This is a genomic window from Plantactinospora solaniradicis (genome assembly GCF_042658085.1).
Lineage (GTDB): Bacteria > Actinomycetota > Actinomycetes > Mycobacteriales > Micromonosporaceae > Plantactinospora > Plantactinospora solaniradicis.
The window spans coordinates 316,340-333,742 of record NZ_JBHSPR010000037.1 but is presented as its reverse complement, the minus strand read 5'-3'; the positions used below and the strand labels follow the sequence as shown (position 1 = coordinate 333,742).

Annotated in this window: 14 protein-coding genes; 7 read left to right on the top strand and 7 right to left on the bottom strand. The window is 69.8% G+C overall.

From position 1 onward, the window contains the following. Positions 1 to 41: 41 nt before the first annotated feature. The 6 genes from ACFP2T_RS32890 to ACFP2T_RS32865 form a co-directional block, all read right to left on the bottom strand. Positions 42 to 971, bottom strand: coding sequence for an acetamidase/formamidase family protein (locus ACFP2T_RS32890; RefSeq protein ID WP_377428672.1), 930 nt, complete (start codon positions 969 to 971; stop codon positions 42 to 44). Between the two features lie 70 nt (positions 972 to 1,041). Beyond that, positions 1,042 to 1,923, bottom strand: coding sequence for a carbohydrate ABC transporter permease (locus ACFP2T_RS32885; protein WP_377428671.1), 882 nt, complete (start codon positions 1,921 to 1,923; stop codon positions 1,042 to 1,044). After that, a complete protein-coding gene (locus ACFP2T_RS32880) occupies positions 1,923 to 2,864 on the bottom strand; it encodes a carbohydrate ABC transporter permease (RefSeq protein WP_377428669.1) in 942 nt (313 codons plus the stop codon). Before ACFP2T_RS32880 ends, ACFP2T_RS32885 begins: the two co-directional genes overlap by 1 nt. 75 nt (positions 2,865 to 2,939) lie before the next feature. After that, complete coding sequence (locus ACFP2T_RS32875) at positions 2,940 to 4,286, bottom strand: ABC transporter substrate-binding protein (protein WP_377428667.1); 1,347 nt, start codon at positions 4,284 to 4,286, stop codon at positions 2,940 to 2,942. A gap of 214 nt (positions 4,287 to 4,500) precedes the next feature. Then, positions 4,501 to 6,684 (bottom strand): alpha/beta hydrolase, encoded by a 2,184-nt coding sequence (locus tag ACFP2T_RS32870; protein ID WP_377428665.1) that lies wholly within the window; start codon positions 6,682 to 6,684, stop codon positions 4,501 to 4,503. Positions 6,685 to 6,815: 131 nt separating this feature from the next. Then, positions 6,816 to 7,877, bottom strand: a complete 1,062-nt coding sequence (locus tag ACFP2T_RS32865) for a LacI family DNA-binding transcriptional regulator (RefSeq protein WP_377428663.1) — start codon at positions 7,875 to 7,877, stop codon at positions 6,816 to 6,818. A gap of 510 nt (positions 7,878 to 8,387) precedes the next feature. On the opposite strand from ACFP2T_RS32865, the gene ACFP2T_RS32860 reads away from it, so the two are divergent. The 3 genes from ACFP2T_RS32860 (at position 8,388) to ACFP2T_RS32850 (ending at position 12,538) form a co-directional block, all read left to right on the top strand. Beyond that, the gene (locus ACFP2T_RS32860) at positions 8,388 to 9,122 is read left to right on the top strand and encodes an ABC transporter ATP-binding protein (RefSeq protein ID WP_377428661.1); all 735 of its coding nucleotides are present in this window, start codon (positions 8,388 to 8,390) and stop codon (positions 9,120 to 9,122) included. Then, positions 9,116 to 11,608 (top strand): FtsX-like permease family protein, encoded by a 2,493-nt coding sequence (locus ACFP2T_RS32855; protein WP_377428659.1) that lies wholly within the window; start codon positions 9,116 to 9,118, stop codon positions 11,606 to 11,608. Before ACFP2T_RS32860 ends, ACFP2T_RS32855 begins: the two co-directional genes overlap by 7 nt. Before the next feature lie 153 nt (positions 11,609 to 11,761). Beyond that, positions 11,762 to 12,538 carry a thioesterase II family protein gene (locus ACFP2T_RS32850; protein WP_377428658.1) on the top strand — a complete coding sequence of 259 codons (777 nt, stop codon included), beginning with the start codon at positions 11,762 to 11,764 and terminating at the stop codon, positions 12,536 to 12,538. Between the two features lie 29 nt (positions 12,539 to 12,567). On the opposite strand, the gene ACFP2T_RS32845 is transcribed toward ACFP2T_RS32850, so the two are convergent. Beyond that, entirely contained in the window at positions 12,568 to 13,605 is a 1,038-nt protein-coding gene (locus ACFP2T_RS32845) for a polyprenyl synthetase family protein (RefSeq protein ID WP_377428656.1), read from the bottom strand. Positions 13,606 to 13,833: 228 nt separating this feature from the next. Here ACFP2T_RS32845 and ACFP2T_RS32840 point away from each other — a divergent pair, with 228 nt between their 5' ends. From ACFP2T_RS32840 to ACFP2T_RS32825, 4 genes are all read left to right on the top strand, one after another. Then, positions 13,834 to 14,577 carry an AMIN-like domain-containing (lipo)protein gene (locus ACFP2T_RS32840; RefSeq protein WP_377428654.1) on the top strand — a complete coding sequence of 248 codons (744 nt, stop codon included), beginning with the start codon at positions 13,834 to 13,836 and terminating at the stop codon, positions 14,575 to 14,577. Between the two features lie 104 nt (positions 14,578 to 14,681). Continuing rightward, positions 14,682 to 15,653 (top strand): FAD-dependent oxidoreductase, encoded by a 972-nt coding sequence (locus tag ACFP2T_RS32835; protein ID WP_377428653.1) that lies wholly within the window; start codon positions 14,682 to 14,684, stop codon positions 15,651 to 15,653. Positions 15,654 to 16,318: 665 nt separating this feature from the next. Next, complete coding sequence (locus ACFP2T_RS32830) at positions 16,319 to 16,975, top strand: YeeE/YedE family protein (protein WP_377428651.1); 657 nt, start codon at positions 16,319 to 16,321, stop codon at positions 16,973 to 16,975. Beyond that, positions 16,975 to 17,391 (top strand): YeeE/YedE thiosulfate transporter family protein, encoded by a 417-nt coding sequence (locus ACFP2T_RS32825; protein ID WP_377428649.1) that lies wholly within the window; start codon positions 16,975 to 16,977, stop codon positions 17,389 to 17,391. The genes ACFP2T_RS32830 and ACFP2T_RS32825 overlap by 1 nt, the downstream gene beginning before the upstream one ends. Positions 17,392 to 17,403 lie beyond the last annotated feature (12 nt).

Here is a 17,403-nt window from a genome sequence, read left to right as displayed (position 1 = left end):
GGCCCCTTCTTATGCAAAAAGCGATAAGAAGGGGCCCTTCCTTACATGCGTACGGCGCTGTCGCGGAGCACCGCGTGTACGCCGACGGTCTGGTTGACGATCTGGGTGACCCGGACGTCCACCGCGACGCTGGCCAGCGCGACCGCGTCGGGTCGGCTCACCCCGTGTAGCCGTTGCAGGAGGGTCAGCATCGAGTCCAGCGCGGCGAATGTCGCCTCGTCGAGCGTCGGGCCCACGCCCATGGTCAGCCAGGCGTCGGCGGTCCGGGCGACCGGACCGGTGACCGGAAAGTCGTCCCGCAGGTCGAAGGTCAGGGTGACCTCGTCCATCGGACATTCGACGGCGGTTCCGCCGACCTCGCCGTCGCCCTGCGCGGCGTGTCCGTCGCCGACCGAGAAGAGCGCGCCGTCGACCGGGATCGGCAGCAGCAGGGTGCTGCCGGCGACGAGTTCCTTGCAGTCCAGGTTGCCGCCGTGCGGTCGGGGCGGGATCGTCGAGTGTCGTCCGGGCTCGGCCGGCGGCATTCCGAGCACTCCCATGAACGGCCGCAGCGGGACGGTGTGTCCGTGCTGGTTCCGGCCGGTCATCGTGACCGGGTCGAGTTGCCAGGCGTGCACGACCCCGGTCTCCTCGACGTCGTACCGCTGGTTGAAGGGGCTGGGCCAGCCGCCGGCGACCGTGGTCCCCCAGCCGGCCGGTACGACGGCGTCGATCCGTACCGCCAGGGTCTTGCCGGCCTCGGCGCCGCGTACGGCCACCGGGCCGATCAGCGCGTGGCCGCAGTCGGGCTGGTGCTGCGGAACGCGGGGTCGGTCCCGGTTGCGTCCGCCGGGGTAGGGGCCGGCAGACCACCAGCAGTCCAGGGTTCGGAACGTCACGGTGTCACCGGGGTCGATGGTGAGCACCGGCGGGAAGTCCCGGGAGAAGTGGCCGTGCAGGGTCGCGTCGCCGGGTTCGAGGGTGTGCCGCATCCGGGCAGGCTAATACTCCGAACGTCACGTGATGGCGAGGACGCGGGTGGCGGGGAGTCGGCGATACGGCTTACCTGAGGCCTCCGACCGACAGTCCGCCGCGCCAGTACCGTTGCAGGCTGAAGAAGGCGATGATGAGTGGAATCACCGACACCAGCGCGCCGAGGATGATGAGACTCCAGAGGGAGGTCCCGCCCGCGTTGTTCGCGGAGGCGACTCCCTGCCAGAGGCCGAGTCCGACGGTGACCGGGAAGAGACGGTTGTCGGAGAGCATGGCCAGCGGCAGGAAGTAGTTGTTCCACGACGCCACGGCGGACAGGAGCAGCACGGTGACCACCGCCGGACGCATCAGCGGGAGAGCGATCTGGAGGAACGTGCGTACCTCTCCCGCGCCGTCGACCCGCGCCGCGTCCAGGATCTCGTCGGGAACCGCGTCGCGCGCGTACACGTGCATCAGGTAGACCCCGAACGGGTTGAGCAGCGACGGGAGGATGACCGCCCAGATCGTGTTCGTCAGGCCGAGTCGGGAGAACATGATGAAGGTGGGAATGACCAGGGCGGTGGCGGGCACCATCAGCGCGCCGAGCACGATTGCGAAGCTGAAGCGTCGGGCGGCGAAACGGTACTTGGCGAATCCGTAGCCGGCCATGACGGCCAGGACGGTGGCGCCGATCCCACCGGCGAGTGCGTACAGCGTGGAGTTGAGGATCCACCTGCCGTAGATGCCGCCGCCGTAGGTGAAGAGCTGTTCGAGGTTTCCGAGGTAGTCGATGTGGTCGGTGAACCAGAGGGTGTTGTCGCCGCCGAACAGGCCCGGGGAGTCCTTGGAGCTGTTGACGATGACCCACCAGAACGGCACGAGGAAGTAGACCACCAGGAAACCGAGGAGAATCTGCATGGGGAGGTAGCGCTGCGGCCGGCGGCGTGCCCTGGCGCTGGTGCGGTCAGTCATCAGAGGAAGCTCCTCCGCTTGCGGGTGAAGAACAGGAAGGCGTACACGCAGATGAAGACGACCCCGCCGAGGGCGAAGGAGATCGCCGACCCGTAGTTGAAGTTGGCGAGCGCGAACGCCTGCTGGTACGCGTACATGTTGGGAGTGAAGTCCGAACCGATGGTTCCGGCGGCGAGGTACCGCAGGATCTGTGGTTCGTTGAAGAACTGCAGGGTGCCGATGAGCGAGAAGACCAGGATCAGGATCAGTGCCGGGGCGATCAGCGGAATTTTGATCCGGACCGCGATCTGCCATTTCCCTGCGCCGTCCATACGGGCCGCCTCGTAGAGCGTCGGCTCGATGCCCTGTAGCGCCGCGTACAGAATGATCATGTAGTACCCGGCCCACTGCCACGTGACGACGTTGAGCAGGCCGTAGAAGATCAGGTTACTGCTGAGGAAGTCGGGCGCGGTCATGCCGAACAATCCGAAGATGTCGGAGAGCGGCCCGAAGCTCCTGCTGTACAGGAACCCCCACATCACCGCGCCGATGACCGTGGGGATCGCGTACGGGAGGAAGATCATGAGGCGGGAGAAGCGGGTGAACAGGGATGTCACCGCGTCCAGGATGAGAGCCATCGCGAGCGCGATGACGATCTGCAGTGGAATGGCGACGAGCGAGAAGCGGATGACGAACCAGGCTCCGGACAGGAAGCTCGGGTCGGTGAACGCCTTGGCGTAGTTGTCGAGGAAGACGAAGCTGGTGCCGCCGATCAGCTGCTTCTGGAAGAGGCTGAGGTACAGCGCGTACGCCAGCGGCGCGATGAGCAACGCGAGGAAGACGATCCCGAAGGGCCCGACGAAGAGCCATCCCATCAGGTGCTCACGCAGGTGTACCTTGCCGCGGATCTTGTGCGTTTCCGCTTGGGCGCGCGGTGCGCGCTTGCCGATCAGGAGAGTCATCTTGGGCTCCGGGACGTGTGCGCTGGGGGTCGAGGGTGGGCCGGCCGGTCGAGGACGGCGCGGCCCACCCTTTGATTACTGAACGGTGAATCCTTGCTCCTTGGCGTACTTCGCCACGTCCTCCTGCAGCCGGTCAGCGGCCTGCGCACCGGTGATCGAGCCCTTGATGACCTCACTGATCTGCTTCGTCATCGCGTCGAAGTAGTACTGGCCGAAGGGGCTGTAGGTCATGCCCTTGTAGGCCTTCGACGCGGGGACGTAGACCTCCTTGTTCGCCTGCTGGCCGCCGAAGAACTTCACCTTCAGGTCCACGAACTCGGGACTGTTGAGCGCCGTGAGGTTCAGCGGGAAGATGACCTGGTTGGTCCAGCCGTCGGTGAGCGACTCCTTGTCGGCGTAGAGGCCGTACGCGGCCTTCGCCGCCAGTTCCGGCTTCTTCGCCTGCTTGGTCACCGAGAAGGCCGACCCGCCCCAGTTCACCTGCACCGGATTGTTCGCATCCCACTGCGGCAGCGGAGCCACCGCGAACTTGCCGGTGTCCTGGCCCTGGCCGACGCCCGCGCCGGTCAGGTAACCGGGCGCCCAGGCCGCCGAGATGTACGTCGCGTACTTCCCGTTGATCACGCCGGAGATGTACTCCGGGGTGAACTGGTCCTGCGTCCCGACCAGACCCTTCTTGGCGAGGCCGCCCCAGTAGTCGAGCACGTCCTTGGAGCCCTGGTCGTTCATCTTCACGCCGATCGACTTCGGCTGTGCCGGGTCGTAGGCGAACGGAGAGGCGCCCTTCTGGATCTGTAGCGCCATCATCACCGCCGGCACATTCGCGCCGAGGTCGCCGAACTGGGGGCCGCCGGCGTCCTTCACCTTCTGTGCCGCCTGTTCGTACTCGGCCCACGTCTTCGGCGGCGTGACGCCGTACTTGTCGAAGATGTCCTTCCGATAGATCATCGCCATCGGACCACCGTCGACCGGGACCCCGTAGACCGCGTCACCGACCGAGACGTCCTTCCACGCGCCCTCGCCGTAGTTGGCCTTGACGGCGTCGAAGCCGTACTTCTTGATGTCCACGATCGCGTTCTGGATCTGGAAGTTCGGGATCCGGTCCATCTCGATCATGATCACGTCGGGTGCGCCGGTGCCGGCCGAGATGGCCGTCTGGAACTTGTCGTACTCGTCACCGCCCTGTCCGACGTTGGTCCAGCAGACCTGCACCTCGGTGTTCTGCTTGTTGAAGTTGTCGACGACGAGCTGCATGTTGGGGTACCAGGCCCACATCGTGACGACCGGCAGATCCGTTTTGGTGATCTTGTTCGTACAGTTGCTCGCGTCAGTTCCGCCTCCGTCCCCGTCCGAGGAACAGGCGACAAGGCCGCTCGCGGCCACGAGCACGGCCGCCGCGGCGAGTATTCGTCTTCTCTTCATTGACATGTTTCCCTTCGGGATCGCAGCGCCCGGGGATCCGGGCGCCGTCACTGAGGGCAAGCTGTCGACCGGGGACGGGCCGGGGTGGGAAACCGCCACCTGCCCGTCGTGCCGGTCCTCCTGCGGGTGCGCGACACACTCCCGCATCCGGTGGGGCCGTCACCGGGGGCAGGATCAGCCCTGCCCCCGGTGACGTCGCCTGCGGCGGGTTCCCCTAGCGCTTGAACAGTCGCGGCGCCAGGTCGATGAGGTTCTTCTGCCACACGTCCCAACCGTGTGGTCCGGGGGTGACCCCGTCGAACTCGTAACGGATACCGACGTTGTTCATCGTGGTCAGGGACGTCATGAAGCTCGGGTAGACGAAGTCGGTCTGGTCGCCGACGTACACGCGCAACATCTTGGTCCCGTTGTTGATCGCCGCCGGGTCGACGCCGGTGGTGCTGCCGAAACCGGCCGAGAACGCCGCGACGTAGGCGAACTGGCCCGGATACGCCTTGAGCACCCCGAACGCGTGACCACCACCCATCGACAGGCCGGCGATGGCCTGCTGTGACGGGTCACTGGAGATGTGGTACCGGGCGCGAGCCGTCGGAACGATGTTCTCCAGCAGTTCGCGGTTGAAGCTGGAGACGTTGCCGTTGCCCATCACGACCACCATGGGGACCAGGTCCCCGTCCAGGAACTGGTGGTCGAGGATCTGCTTGGCGCGCCCCATCTCCACCCAGTCCGTGTAGCTCTGGCCGGCACCGTGCTGGAGGTAGAGGACGGGGTACGGCTGCGCGCGGTTCGGGTCGTACCCGGGCGGAGTCCACACCAGAGCGGTCCGCTCCTGGTTGGCCACGGTGCTCCGATAGGTCATGCTGGTCACCTCGCCGCCCCGGCCGGTCGGTACGTCCGTGAGCAGGCGGGCCCGCTCACCGGGGAGGAGGAAGGTGCTCCACATCGGCTCGGAGGTCACCTTCGTCGGGTTCGACACGTCCTTGACCGCGACCCGGTCGACGATGAACCGGTAGTAGTAGAACCACGGGTCCAGCGGACCCACGGTCGCCCGCCACCGGTCGCCGTCCTGCGACATCGGAACGCGCAGCCAGCTTCCGCCGGGCGCGATGTTCGCCCACACCGTGACGTGCTGGGCGTCCTTGTACTCCGTCGTGGTCTCGAAGGTGACGAATCCGTCCTCGGTCACGAAGGGCGTCGGGGTGGTGCCGGCCGGCGGCGGAGCGAACTCTCCCCTCAGCGGCTGGTGACCCGCGCTCGGGCCGTGATCCGACACGTGGCGGAACAGCCGGGGCACGAAGTCGACGAGGTTCTCCTGCCAGGCGGCCCAGTTCGCGCCGCCGTCCGGGTTGACCCCGTCGAACTCGAACCTGACACCGGCCCGGTTCAGCGCCTTGGTCAGGTGGTAGGTGGCGTTGTACGCGGGATCGGTCACGTTCCCGGTGTACAGGCGCAGCAGCTTCAGGTTGCGGTTGATCGCCTTGGCGCTCTCCCGGCTGACCTTCTCCGTCGCAAGGCCGGAGAACGAGCCGACGTAGGCGAAATCACCCGGCTTGGTGAACGCGGCTCGCAGCGCCTGTGTCCCGCCCTCCGAGACACCGGCGATCGCCTGGTGCGCCGGGTCGCGATGGACGCGGTAGTTGTCGGCGACCGCCTTCCGGAGGTCCTTGCGGCCCTTGTCGTCAGCGGAGGCGTCGCCGTCGCTGACCACGACCACCATCGGCTCCATGGCGTTCCGGGCCGACAGGTTGTCGAAGATCTGCTTGGCCCGGCCGAGGTCGAACCAGTCGGTGGCGGCTTCGCCGTCGCCCGACTCCAGGAACAGCACCGGATAGCGTTTGGCGCCCCTGGCCGAATACCCCGGCGGCGTCCAGACCAGGGCAGACCGCTGCTCCTTCCTGACCCGGTAGGTCAGCGTCGCGACCTTGCCGCCCGTTCCCTCGGGTACGTCCGCCAGCCAGCGCGCCGAGTCACCCGATACGAGGAAGGTGCTCCAGAGCGGCTCGGACGCCACGCTGGTGCTGTTCGTCGGGTCCTTGAGAACCTTCGTGTCGTCGCCCGTGACCTGGTAGGTGTAGAGCCCGGGCTTGAGCGGGCCGAGAACTCCCGACCACACGTCACCGCGACGGGTCAGACCGAATTCCGCCCAACTGGACGAGGGACCGAAGTTCCCCTCGATGACGACCTGCGACACCTGGCCCAGGTGTTCCTGGACGTAGGCGGCCGGGACACTGAACGACGCGTAGCGGTCCTCGGAAACGTCCAGCCACGGCGCGTCCGCCGCCGCCGGTTGCGGCGCGATCAATGCCACCGCGACTGCCATGACTCCGGCGGTGACGACCGCCGAGAGCCGGCGCACGCCGGTAGGGCGGAAGCGCCCGTGATACAGTGTTGTTCTCACTCTCCACTCCTTTCATGCGCCGGCAGCGGATGCGACCCGACTTACCGGCTCAACTCATCGGTGGAATATCGCGCCATGGGTTACGTGCCTGTACCTCCTTCACGAATTCGGCACCTGTGCGCCCGAACTGATCAGGCGTTGCGGCCGGGTAACTGCACCGCTCGGTGTGAGTTGTGGTTTCGGGGGGCCTTGGGTGGTGCGGTGGAGCCGCGGACCACGAGGCTGGTCGGAAGCACTATTTGGCGAGGCCCCTCCCACTCACCGGTCACCAGCGACTTCAGCATGCGCGCGGCCTCGTATCCGAGGTGGTACATCGACTGGTCCACTGTGGTCAGGCCCGATTCGGTCAACGCGGACTCCGGGATGTTGTCGAATCCGACGACCGACAGGTCGCCGGGTACGGTGAGCCCCAGTTCCTTTGCGACCTTCAGAACCTCCAGGGCCATTCCGTCGCTCGCGGCGAAGACCGCCGTTGGCGGGTCGGCCCGTTTCAGCAATTCGCGTGCCAACGGCGCTGCGGACTCGGGGTTGAAGTCCCCTCGGCCGATCAACGCCGGTTCGACCGGAACACCGGCTCCGGTCAGCGCTCTCCGATAGCCCTCCTCTCGCGACCACGCCGCCGCGAGGCTGGATCGGCCCGCGATGAATCCGATGCGCCGGTGGCCCAGGCCGAGCAGGTGCTCGACCGCGGTGGTGGCGCCCGCCAGGTTGTCCGCTGTGACCGACGGCGCCGTCGAGTTCCTGGCGGGGTCGATGGTCACGACCGGAGTTTGGCTCTGCACATCGCCCCAGGGCGTGACCACGATGCATCCGTCGGTGAGGGTGCCCGACAGGCGGGTCAGGTGCCGCTGCTCCCAGCCCTCCGCGTACGTCCCGTAGACGTCGCTGTTGGCATAGATGATCAGGTCGAAGCCCGAGCGGGTCAGGGCCTGCATCACGCCCTTGAGTACCTCGGCGGTATAGGACTGGAAGCTGTGGGTCACGAGACCCAGGACGTTGGTGCGGCTGCGCCGCAGGCTGGTGGCCACCAGACTCGACTCGTAGCCGAGTTGCTCGATGGCCGAACGGACTCGGGCCGTGGTGCTGGCGCTGACGCCGTAGTGCCCGTTGACAACTCGCGACACGGTGGCGGTGGAGACGCCCGCCGCCTGGGCGACATCGCTCATTGTGATCGGCGCACTGCCTTGGGCCACGTCGCCTCCTCTGGATTGCAATCGTTATCGGTTACGTTTCCAGGATGTTGCCAAAACGTGAGTCGTGTGACGAGGAACGTAACCAACAACGAATCCAAAGACAAGAGTTCTCGGGCCCTCCCGATCATGGCCACGGGTCCTGACAGGAGGTTTCCGCAGGCGGGACGGGTGGCAGCGGGTCCTGGCCGAGGTGCCGGGTGCCTCGCGGTCGGTACCGAGGGGTCGAGCCGCGCCATCCGGCGGCGAGACCATCGAGCGGCTCACCGGCACCAGCGGCGGCCGCTGGCGGCGGTGACCAGCGACCCGGCCCGCCGGGTCGACCGGGTCTCCCTTGTCGACAGTGCGCAACCGGAAATGGCCGTTCGCGTGGGGTACCGACGGTGTACGTCCCGGGCAGTGGATCGGGCGGGATCCGGAGGAAACCCGGGACAGCTCAGGGTCACCCGGTCCGGGGGTTCTCAGGGTGCTATCTCATGCGTCGATCTAACAATCGGTGATTGGATGCTCGCCATGAAGCAGGCTGTGCGGCTGGAACGGCTGAGCAAGACCTACGGTTCGGGCCAGAACGCGGTGACGGCCCTGACGGAGGTCTCGCTCGACTTCCGAGCCGGTACCTTCACCGCCATCATGGGCCCGTCCGGATCGGGTAAGTCGACCCTGTTGCAGTGCGCGGCGGGTCTGGACCGGCCGACGAGTGGTCGGGTGGTCATCGCGGACACCGACCTGACCGGGCTGAGCGAGACGGCGCTGACCCTGCTCCGGCGGGACAGGATCGGCTTCGTCTTCCAGGCGTTCAACCTGCTGCCGTCGCTGACCGCCGAGCAGAACGTGGCGCTGCCGCTGCGGCTGGCCGGACGCAGGCCGGGCCGGGACGAGGTTGCGGCCGTACTCGCCGAGGTGGGACTGGGCAACCGGGGCCGACACCGGCCGGCGGAACTCTCCGGCGGCCAGCAGCAGCGGGTCGCGATCGCCCGGGCCCTGGTGACGAAGCCGGCGGTGCTCTTCGCGGACGAGCCGACCGGGGCGCTGGACACCAGCACCGGCCGGGAGGTGCTCGCGCTGCTGCGTGGGCTCGTCGACAAGCACGGCCAGACCGTCGTGATGGTGACCCACGACCCGGTGACCGCCGCCAGGGCGGACCGGGTGGTGTTCCTCGCCGACGGGGTGCTGGCCGGCGAACTGGTGGACCCGACGGCGGAGGCGATCGCGGCCCGGATGACGCGCATGGAGGTCGGCGCGTGCTGACCGTCGCACTGCAGACGATCCGGGTCCGCTGGGCCGCCTTCGTCGGCACGTTCGTGGCGCTGACCCTGGGCGCCGGGATGATCGCCGCGATGGGGCTGGAGATCGGCGCGACCCTGGGCCTTCCGGAGCGCGCGCCGCAGCGGTTCGCCACCGCCCCGGTGGTGGTCGCCGCGCTCGACCCGGAGTGGGACCCCGCCCGGCACGATCCGGGCAGCCGGTCCCTGATCCAGGCCCGGGGCATCTCGGACGGGCTGGCCGCGCAGGTCGGCGCGCTGGGCCGGACCGTTCCGGTCCGCTCGTTCTACGCGCAGCTCGCCGGCGGCGAGACCGACCAGGTGGGGCACGGCTGGTCGACGGCCCAGTTCGCCCCGTACGGCCTCGCCGCCGGGCGCGGGCCGGAGGCGGACACCGAGGTGGTGGTACCGGCCGGTGGGGCCGGGCCGGGCGAACGGGTCACGGTGTTCACCGCCGCCGGGCCGAAGGACTACACCGTGGCCGGGGTGACCGTGCCGGTCGGCTTCGAGTCGGCCGTCTTCTTCACCGAGGTGGAGGCCGCGCGGCTCTCGCCCCGGGTGGAGGCGCTGGTGGCGTACGGGGCGCCCGAGGCGGTCCGGCAGGCGGTCGGCGGGGACGCCGAGGTGCTCACCGGGGACCGGCGCAACGTGCTGGACCCGAGCTACAACGCCGACCGGGAGGCGATCGACAACACCCGTACCCTGCTGCCGATCACGGCGGTGGTGGCCGGCTTCGTCTCGATCTTCCTGGTCGCCTCGACCTTCGCCTTCGCGGTGGCGCAACGGCGCCGGGAGATCGCCCTGCTGCGGACGGTCGGCGCGACACCCCGACAGGTACGGCGGATGGTGGTGAGCGAGGCGACGGTGGTCGGCATCGCCTCGGCGGTCGCCGGCTGTGCGCTGGGGTTGGGCACGGCACCGCCGCTGGCCGGCTGGATGGTCGACCTCGGGCTCGCACCGTCCTGGTTCACCGCCCCGGTCGGCACGGGCCCGGCCGTCTGGGTGCCGCTGCTGATCGCCTTCTGCATGGGCCTGGGCGTGGCGCTGGCCGGAGTCTGGGCGGCCTCCCGCCGGGCCGGCGACGTACGCCCGATCGAGGCGCTCCGGGACGCCGCGGTCGACTTCCGGACGATGACGTCGGGCCGCTGGCTCTACGGGCTGCTGGCGCTGGCCTTCGGGTTCGTCACCATCGGTTGGGTGGCGGCGGTGAACCCGGGCATGGTGATGGTGCCGACCCGGTACATCGGGGTGCTGATGTTCCCGATCCTCGCCTTCGCCCTGCTGGCGCCGGTGGTGGTCAAGCCGATCGCCCGGCTCGTCACCTGGCCGCTCGGCCGGTTCGGCGGCGCCGCCGGGATGCTGGTCCGGTCGAGCGCGCTGACCGCGGTGCGCCGGACCGCCGCCACGGCCGCGCCGGTGCTGCTCACCGTCGGGCTCTCCATCTCGCTGCTCGGCGCCGCCGCCACGATCGACCGGGCCAAGGACTCCGGCCGGCGCAACCAGGTCACCGCCGACTTCGTCGTCACCCCGGACGGCACGCCCGGGGTCAACGAGGCGGTGACCGAGCGGGTCCGGGCGATCCCGGGCGTCGACGTGGTCGCGGCGCTGCCGACCATGGTGTACGCGAAGGACGACGCGCGGCTGGCCGACTACGAGGCCCAGACGGTGGACCCGGCGGCGCTGTCCCGCACCCTGACCCTGCCCGTGGCGGAGGGGTCGGCGACGGAACTGCGCGACGACACCATCATCGTCAACGAGGACTGGGGAGTCGGGGTCGGCGACACGGTCGAGGTGTTCCTGGCCGACGGCACGATCGCGCCGCTGCGGGTGGTGGCGGTGCTCTCCACGACCTCCGGCAGCAACGACGTGGCGTACCTGAGCAACCGGTACGCGGTCACCGCCCGGTACGCCTTCACCGGCCTCGCCCAGCGGGTGTACGTGTCGCTGCGTCCCGGCACCGATCCGGCCGCCGTCCGGACCGCTCTGGACAGCGCCACGGCCGGACTCGGGGCCCGGGTCGTCCCGGCCGGGGACTGGCTCGGCGAGGAGAGCGCCGAGAACAGCGAGACCACCGCTCTCGGCATGCTTCTGGTGCTCGGCATCGCGATCGTCTTCTGCTTCATCGCGATCGTCAACACCCTGGTGATGGCGACCTCGGACCGGCTGCGCGACCTGGCGATCCTGCGCCTGGCCGGAGCCACCCCGAGACAGGTGCTTCGGGTCTTCGCGGGCGAGTCGCTGCTGGTGGTCGGCGTCGGCGTACTGCTGGCGGTCGGTGCCTCGGCGGTGAACCTGGCGGGACTGCGGCTCGCCCTCGGGCAGCTCGTCGGGGCGACCCCGGTCACCGTGCCGTGGGGGACGGTGGTGCTGATCACCGCCGTCAGCGCCGTGCTCGCCGTGCTGGGCGCGGTGGTGCCGGTCCGGCTCGCGTTCCGGTCCCGCGCCGTCGAGTTGGCCGGCGTACGCGAATAGGCCTCCACTTCGGGCCCTGCTCCGGGCCGCGGCACGGAGCGTCCAACTCCGTGTCGACGGCGCGAGCCGGGTCCGGTATTTTGCCATGACCTGGTGCGGGCGCTCGTCCTGCGGTGAGCCTCCCGCCCGGCCGAGCAGAAGGGTCTCCCGTCGGTGACCACGTACGTCCCGCGCGCGACTGACGGCTCCTGGTTGCTGCGCTTCCGATCCGCGCCCCGACCGGCGGTACGGCTGCTCTGTTTTCCCCACGCGGGCGGGGGCGCGACGTCGTTCCGGAAGTGGATCGACCTCGTGCCCGACTCGGTCGAGGTGATCGGGGTCCAGTACCCGGGACGACAGAACCGCTACCGGGAACCGTGCATCGAGGACATGAACGTCCTCGTCGCCGAGATCGTCGCCGCGATCCTGCGCGAGGTCTCCGGACCGGTGGCACTCTTCGGGCACAGCATGGGCGCGGTGGTCGCGTTCGAGGTGGCGCGACGACTGCGGACCAGCGAACCGATCTCGGTGCTCCGGCTGTTCGCCTCGGCCGGGCCGGCACCGTCGGAGCGGCGTTCGCGGGGTGTGCACCTGCGCGACGACGACGGCCTGGTCGCGTACGTCCGGGAACTCGGCGGCGGTGCGGATCTGCTGGAGGTCGAGGAGATGCGGCAGATCACGCTGCCCATGGTACGCAGCGACCTGCGGCTGATCGAAACCTACCGGTACGCGCCCGGCGAGCCGCTGAGCTGCCCGATCACGGCCATCGCCGGGGACCGCGACCACACCTTCAGCGCCGTCGACGCCCGCCACTGGGCGGCGCACACCAGCGCGGGACTCGACATCCACGCGCTGCCCGGCGGCCACTTCTATCTGAATGACCAGGCCAACCGGCTGGTGCCGCTGATAGTCGAACGAATCCTTCCCGGGCGGTCCTGGGCCGTGGCCTGAGGGCGGGTCCGAGCACCGCTCGCCGTCACTCACTCCTGCCGGCCGACGATGAGTTGACCGATCGCGGCGAGTCGCCCGGTGTCCACCTCGGCGCGGGCCAGCTCCGCCAGCGTCTCCCTGGCCAGTTCGACCTCGCGCCGGGCCGCCCGCTCCGACCAGGCGCGTCCGCCGGCCTTCTCGACCAGGTCGGCGAGATCCCGCAGGTCGGCGTCGGTGCTGGGCGTCGTGTCCGCGTAGCGGGTCCGCAGCCGCGCCGCGGCCGGATTGTCGGCGGCCAGCGCGGCGACAACGGGCAGGCTCTTCTTCCGACGCCGCAGGTCCGCCATCGCGGGTTTGCCGGTACGCCTCGGGTCGCCCCAGATGCCCAACAGGTCGTCCCGATGCTGGAACGCCATGCCCAGATGACGGCCGTAGCGTTCGAGTAGGACCCGGGTCGACTCACCGGCGCCGGCGTAGAGGCCGCCGAGCGCGCAGGCGCAGCCGAGCAGGGCCGCCGTCTTGGCGGCGGACATCCGCTCCCCGTCGGCCACGCTGACCAGGTTCGTCTCCTCGAAGGACAGGTCGAGAGCCTGTCCCTCGATCAGCTCGTCGGTGGTGCGGGCGAGTTGGGCGGCGGCGGGTCCGGCCAGCTGTGGTGGCGTGCGGGCCAGCACGGCGAACGAGAGGGCCAGCAACGCGTCCCCGGCGAGGACCGCGGCGGCCTCGCCGAACACCGTCCACGCCGCCGGGCGGTGCCGGCGGACCGTGTCCTGGTCCATCACGTCGTCCTGCAACAGGGTGCAGTTGTGCATCAGCTCCACGGCGACCGCCGCGGGGAGCGCCGCCCCGATCTCGCCGCCCACGGCGGCCGCGCTGATCAGCGTCAGCGCGGGCCGGATCAGTTTTCCGGTATCGGCCTCGACCGGCCGGCCCTCGCCGTCACGCCAGCCCAACTGGTACTCGCAGACCGCTCGCATCTGCGGTCGCAGGTCGCCGATCGCGGCCAGCATCGCGGGTCGTACCGCCGCCTGGCTCTCCGCCAGCCAGCCGACCTCGTCGCGGTCGAAGTGAATTCCGAGTTTGGTCACGCCGTCTGCCCCCCTCGCCCGTGGAAAGCGTCCCAGCTCGCCGATGACGAGCGCACTCACATTAGATCCACCTCCATGGATTTTGCGCACCAGGCGTGCGACGGTGCCGAACGGAGATCGGCGGGGGACGGCACGGATCCGCCCCGGCCGGTCGGACCGGTGGGGTCTTCCGGCCCGACCTGGGATGGCCGGGGTAAACCGATCGTCGGGGTGGCGCGTCACAGCGGCATGACAAGTCAGCGCGTACCTCTGCTCGCTCTCGCCCTGCTCCTGGGGCTCACCGGCTGCGAACCGACCCTCGGCGGCGGCTCCGGCACACCGGCCGGACAACCTCCGGTGACCACCTCGCACCCGACCGAACCGGCCGCGACCGTGGCGCCGGGCAACGGCACCGGGCCACCAGGGAGCACGGGCAGGCCCGCGCGGCCCGGCCCGGACGACGACGTCACCTCGTTCCGCACCACGTACGGGTGGGGGGTTCCGGCCGAGCCGGCACTGGTCCGCCACCGGGTCCGGCCGCCGATCGCCCCGCCACCGGCGCCGCCGCTGCCGTACCTCGTGGAGATCCGGGCGGCCGACCATCCGGAGGAGCGGCCCGGCTACAGCCGGGTCTCGTTCACCTTCCGGGGCGGCTTCCCGTCCTACGAACTCGGATACGTCGCACAGGTCCCCGCCGAGGGGACCGGCGAGCCACTCCGGCTGCCGGGCAACGCCTTCCTCCGGATCCGGTTCATCCAGGCGCAGGCGCACGACGAGCGGGGCCGGTGGTCGGTCACCGCCTCGCCCCGACCGGCGCTCGGCTACCCCACACTGCGCGGGTACGAGTTCGGTGGCGACTTCGAGGGGTACGTCAGCTACGGACTGGGCATCCAGGTGGCGCCCGAAAGCGACCAGGCGCTGCCGGTGCGGGCACTGGAACTGACCCGGACGGACGGCCGCTACGTGATCGCGGTGGACGTCCGGCGCGGTTGACCGGCGGTCGTGGTCCCGGACCGCCATGCCCACGTCCGGCAGGACACCCGGCAGGCACGCCGATGGTGGTGGACGTCCGGCGGGTCCTGCGGCACGCTGGTCGAATGGCGGACGTGGTCGTGGTGGGCGCGGGAGTCGTCGGCCTGACCTCCGCGGTGCGGCTGGCCGAGGCCGGCGCCCGGGTGGCCGTGCTGACCGCCGACGAGCCGGCCCGGACCGTCTCCCGGGTCGCCGCCGCGGTCTGGTACCCGACCCGGACCAGCCCCGATCCCCGGGTGCTGGACTGGGCCCGCCGGACCTTCGACGAGCTGGCCGCCCAGGCCGGCAACGGAGTGCCCGGTGTGGTCATGCGGCCGACCCGGATGCTGCTCCGCGCCCCGGTCGACGGTGCCCCGTGGTGGTCCGCCGCGGTACCCGACTTCCGAACCGCCGAGCCTCCACCCGGGTACGCCGGGCAGTGGCGGTTCACCGTGCCGACGGTCGAGATGGGACCGTACCTGGACTGGCTCGTCGCCCGGCTCGATCAGCTCGGGGTGGAGGTACGCCGGCACCGGGTGGACACGCTCACCGAGGCGGCCGACGTCGCGCCGGTCGTGGTCAACGCGACCGGGCTGGCCGCCGGAACCCTGGCCGACGATCCCGCCGTGCACCCGGTCCGGGGCCGGATCGTGCTGGTGGCCAACCCCGGACTCGTCACCTCGGTCCGCGACGAGGGCAATCCGGCCGGGATCACCTACATACATCCGCGCAGCCGGGACGTGGTGCTCGGCGGCACCTTCGAACCGGGTGAGGCGGAGACCGAGCCGGACGAGGCCGTCGGCCGGGCGATCCTGGCCCGGTGCGTCGCACTCGTCCCGGAGTTGGCCGGGGCAGCGGTACTGGGACAGCTCGCCGGACTGCGACCCGCCCGGCACGGCGGGGCCCGGGTGACGGTGGATGCCGCTGCGACCGGCGGCGGATTCCGACTGGTCCACAACTACGGGCACGGCGGCGCCGGCGTCACCCTGGCCTGGGGCTGTGCGGACGAGGTGGCCGCGCTGGCCGATCCGGCCGCCCGGGTCTCCCTTCGGGCCTGACGAGCCTGCCGGCGGACACGGGTACGTCTGCGCCGCACCGCACGGCACCTCGGATCGACGGCGGTCGGCCCGCCGTGGGCGTACAACGCCGAGGCCGGTGATTTCATGATCAATGGTGGAATGCGAATATGCTGACGATGTTCTATGCTTGCTCGCTGGATCGGGCAATCGGGATTACGCCAGACCGCCAATCCGCTCGGTGACGCATGTCGATCAGACTGGAGCGATATGGGCTGCCCGCACACTGAACGATGCCCCTTGTTTCCACTGCTCAGAGCCAGTTTGCGCAGCTGGCGGGATTACTACTGTGACAGCGGGGACGGTTGGCGTGGCTGTGCCCGATACGAGCTGTCGCTCACCGGTGCCGTCGTGCCGATCGTGCTGCTCCCGAACGGCGCCCACGCGCAGCATCTGAGGCGCGCCGCCGCTGATGTCGATCGGGCCGGTCCGGCACAGTCGACACAGGCCCGGTGGCCAGGGCCGGATTCCCGGCAGGCCTGGGCTCCAGCGCCTCCGGCCAATTTCGAGGGGATCCGGAGCCCGGCCCAACCGGTGGAGCCCGCACCACCCGCACACGTCGTGCAGGTCCCAGGAAACCCACCAGCGGCGCCGGAAAGGCGGCGCGGCTGGTGGGCCCGCTTCGCTGATTGGATCTCAGGTCCCGCATGAGTGATTACTGGCCCTGGTGGGCGGGCGCGCTAGGGCTCGCCGTCGTCACCATCAACTACACCGTCACCACCGACCGATCGTTCGGGGTGTCCTCGGCCTGGGAACGCGTCCTGCAGTGGCGGGCCGAGCGTCGGGTGGAACGAATGGAAGCCCAGTTCACCGACGATCGCGTTCTCACCGAGGCTCTCGCGACGGCCACCGCTGAGCAATTCGGAACCCGCCCCGGGGCACCGGCCCCGCCGTACTCCGCGGCCGGCGAGGCAGCGGCACCCGGCCCGGAGGTCGGGCCGACCACGAGCGAGCGTGCCACGGCCACGAGCCCGCGCCCGGCACCGCTGGTCAGCCAGGCCGCCCTGCTCCTGTCGATCCTCGTCGGTGGATGGCTGGCGGCAGTCACCGCCGGCCGGTTCGACCTTCGGCTGGACATGGGCGACGGCTTCCGCGACGTGGTGACCGACAGCCCACCGCACATGATCGGCGTGTTGTTCGTCGGCGGTGTGCTCGTCGGCTTCGGCACCCGTCTCGCCGGAGGGTGCTCGTCCGGACACGGCCTGCACGGCTGCGGCCGACTGCACCCGGACAGCATGGTCGCGACGGCGGTCTTCTTCGGTACCGCCGTCGTCGTGTCGTTCCTCCTGTGGAAGGTGGTGTGATGCGTACCCGGGGTGGGGTTCTCGTCGCCAATATCATCGCCGGGCTCGCCCTCGGCTTCACCGTCGCCAACATCGGGTTCGGCGACTACGCCGAGCTGAACCGCATGTTCACGTTCCAGGACCTGCGCATGCTCCTGGCGTTCGGCGGCGGCGTGGCGATGATCGTGGTCGTCTTCGCGCTGATCCGGGTCCGCCGTACACCGGGGAAGATTCACGCGGGCGTGATCCCCGGCGCGGTGCTGTTCGGCACCGGGTGGGCCGTCTCGGGAGGATGCCCGGCGATCCCGATCGTCCAAGTCGCCACCGGCTACCTCCCGGCCCTGGTCACGATCGTGGGCCTCGTGGTCGGCGTCCGGCTCTGCCGCTGGGTCAACGCGAGATACCTCCACCTCGACGTCGGATCCTGCGGGCGGTAGGAATCGGCCGCG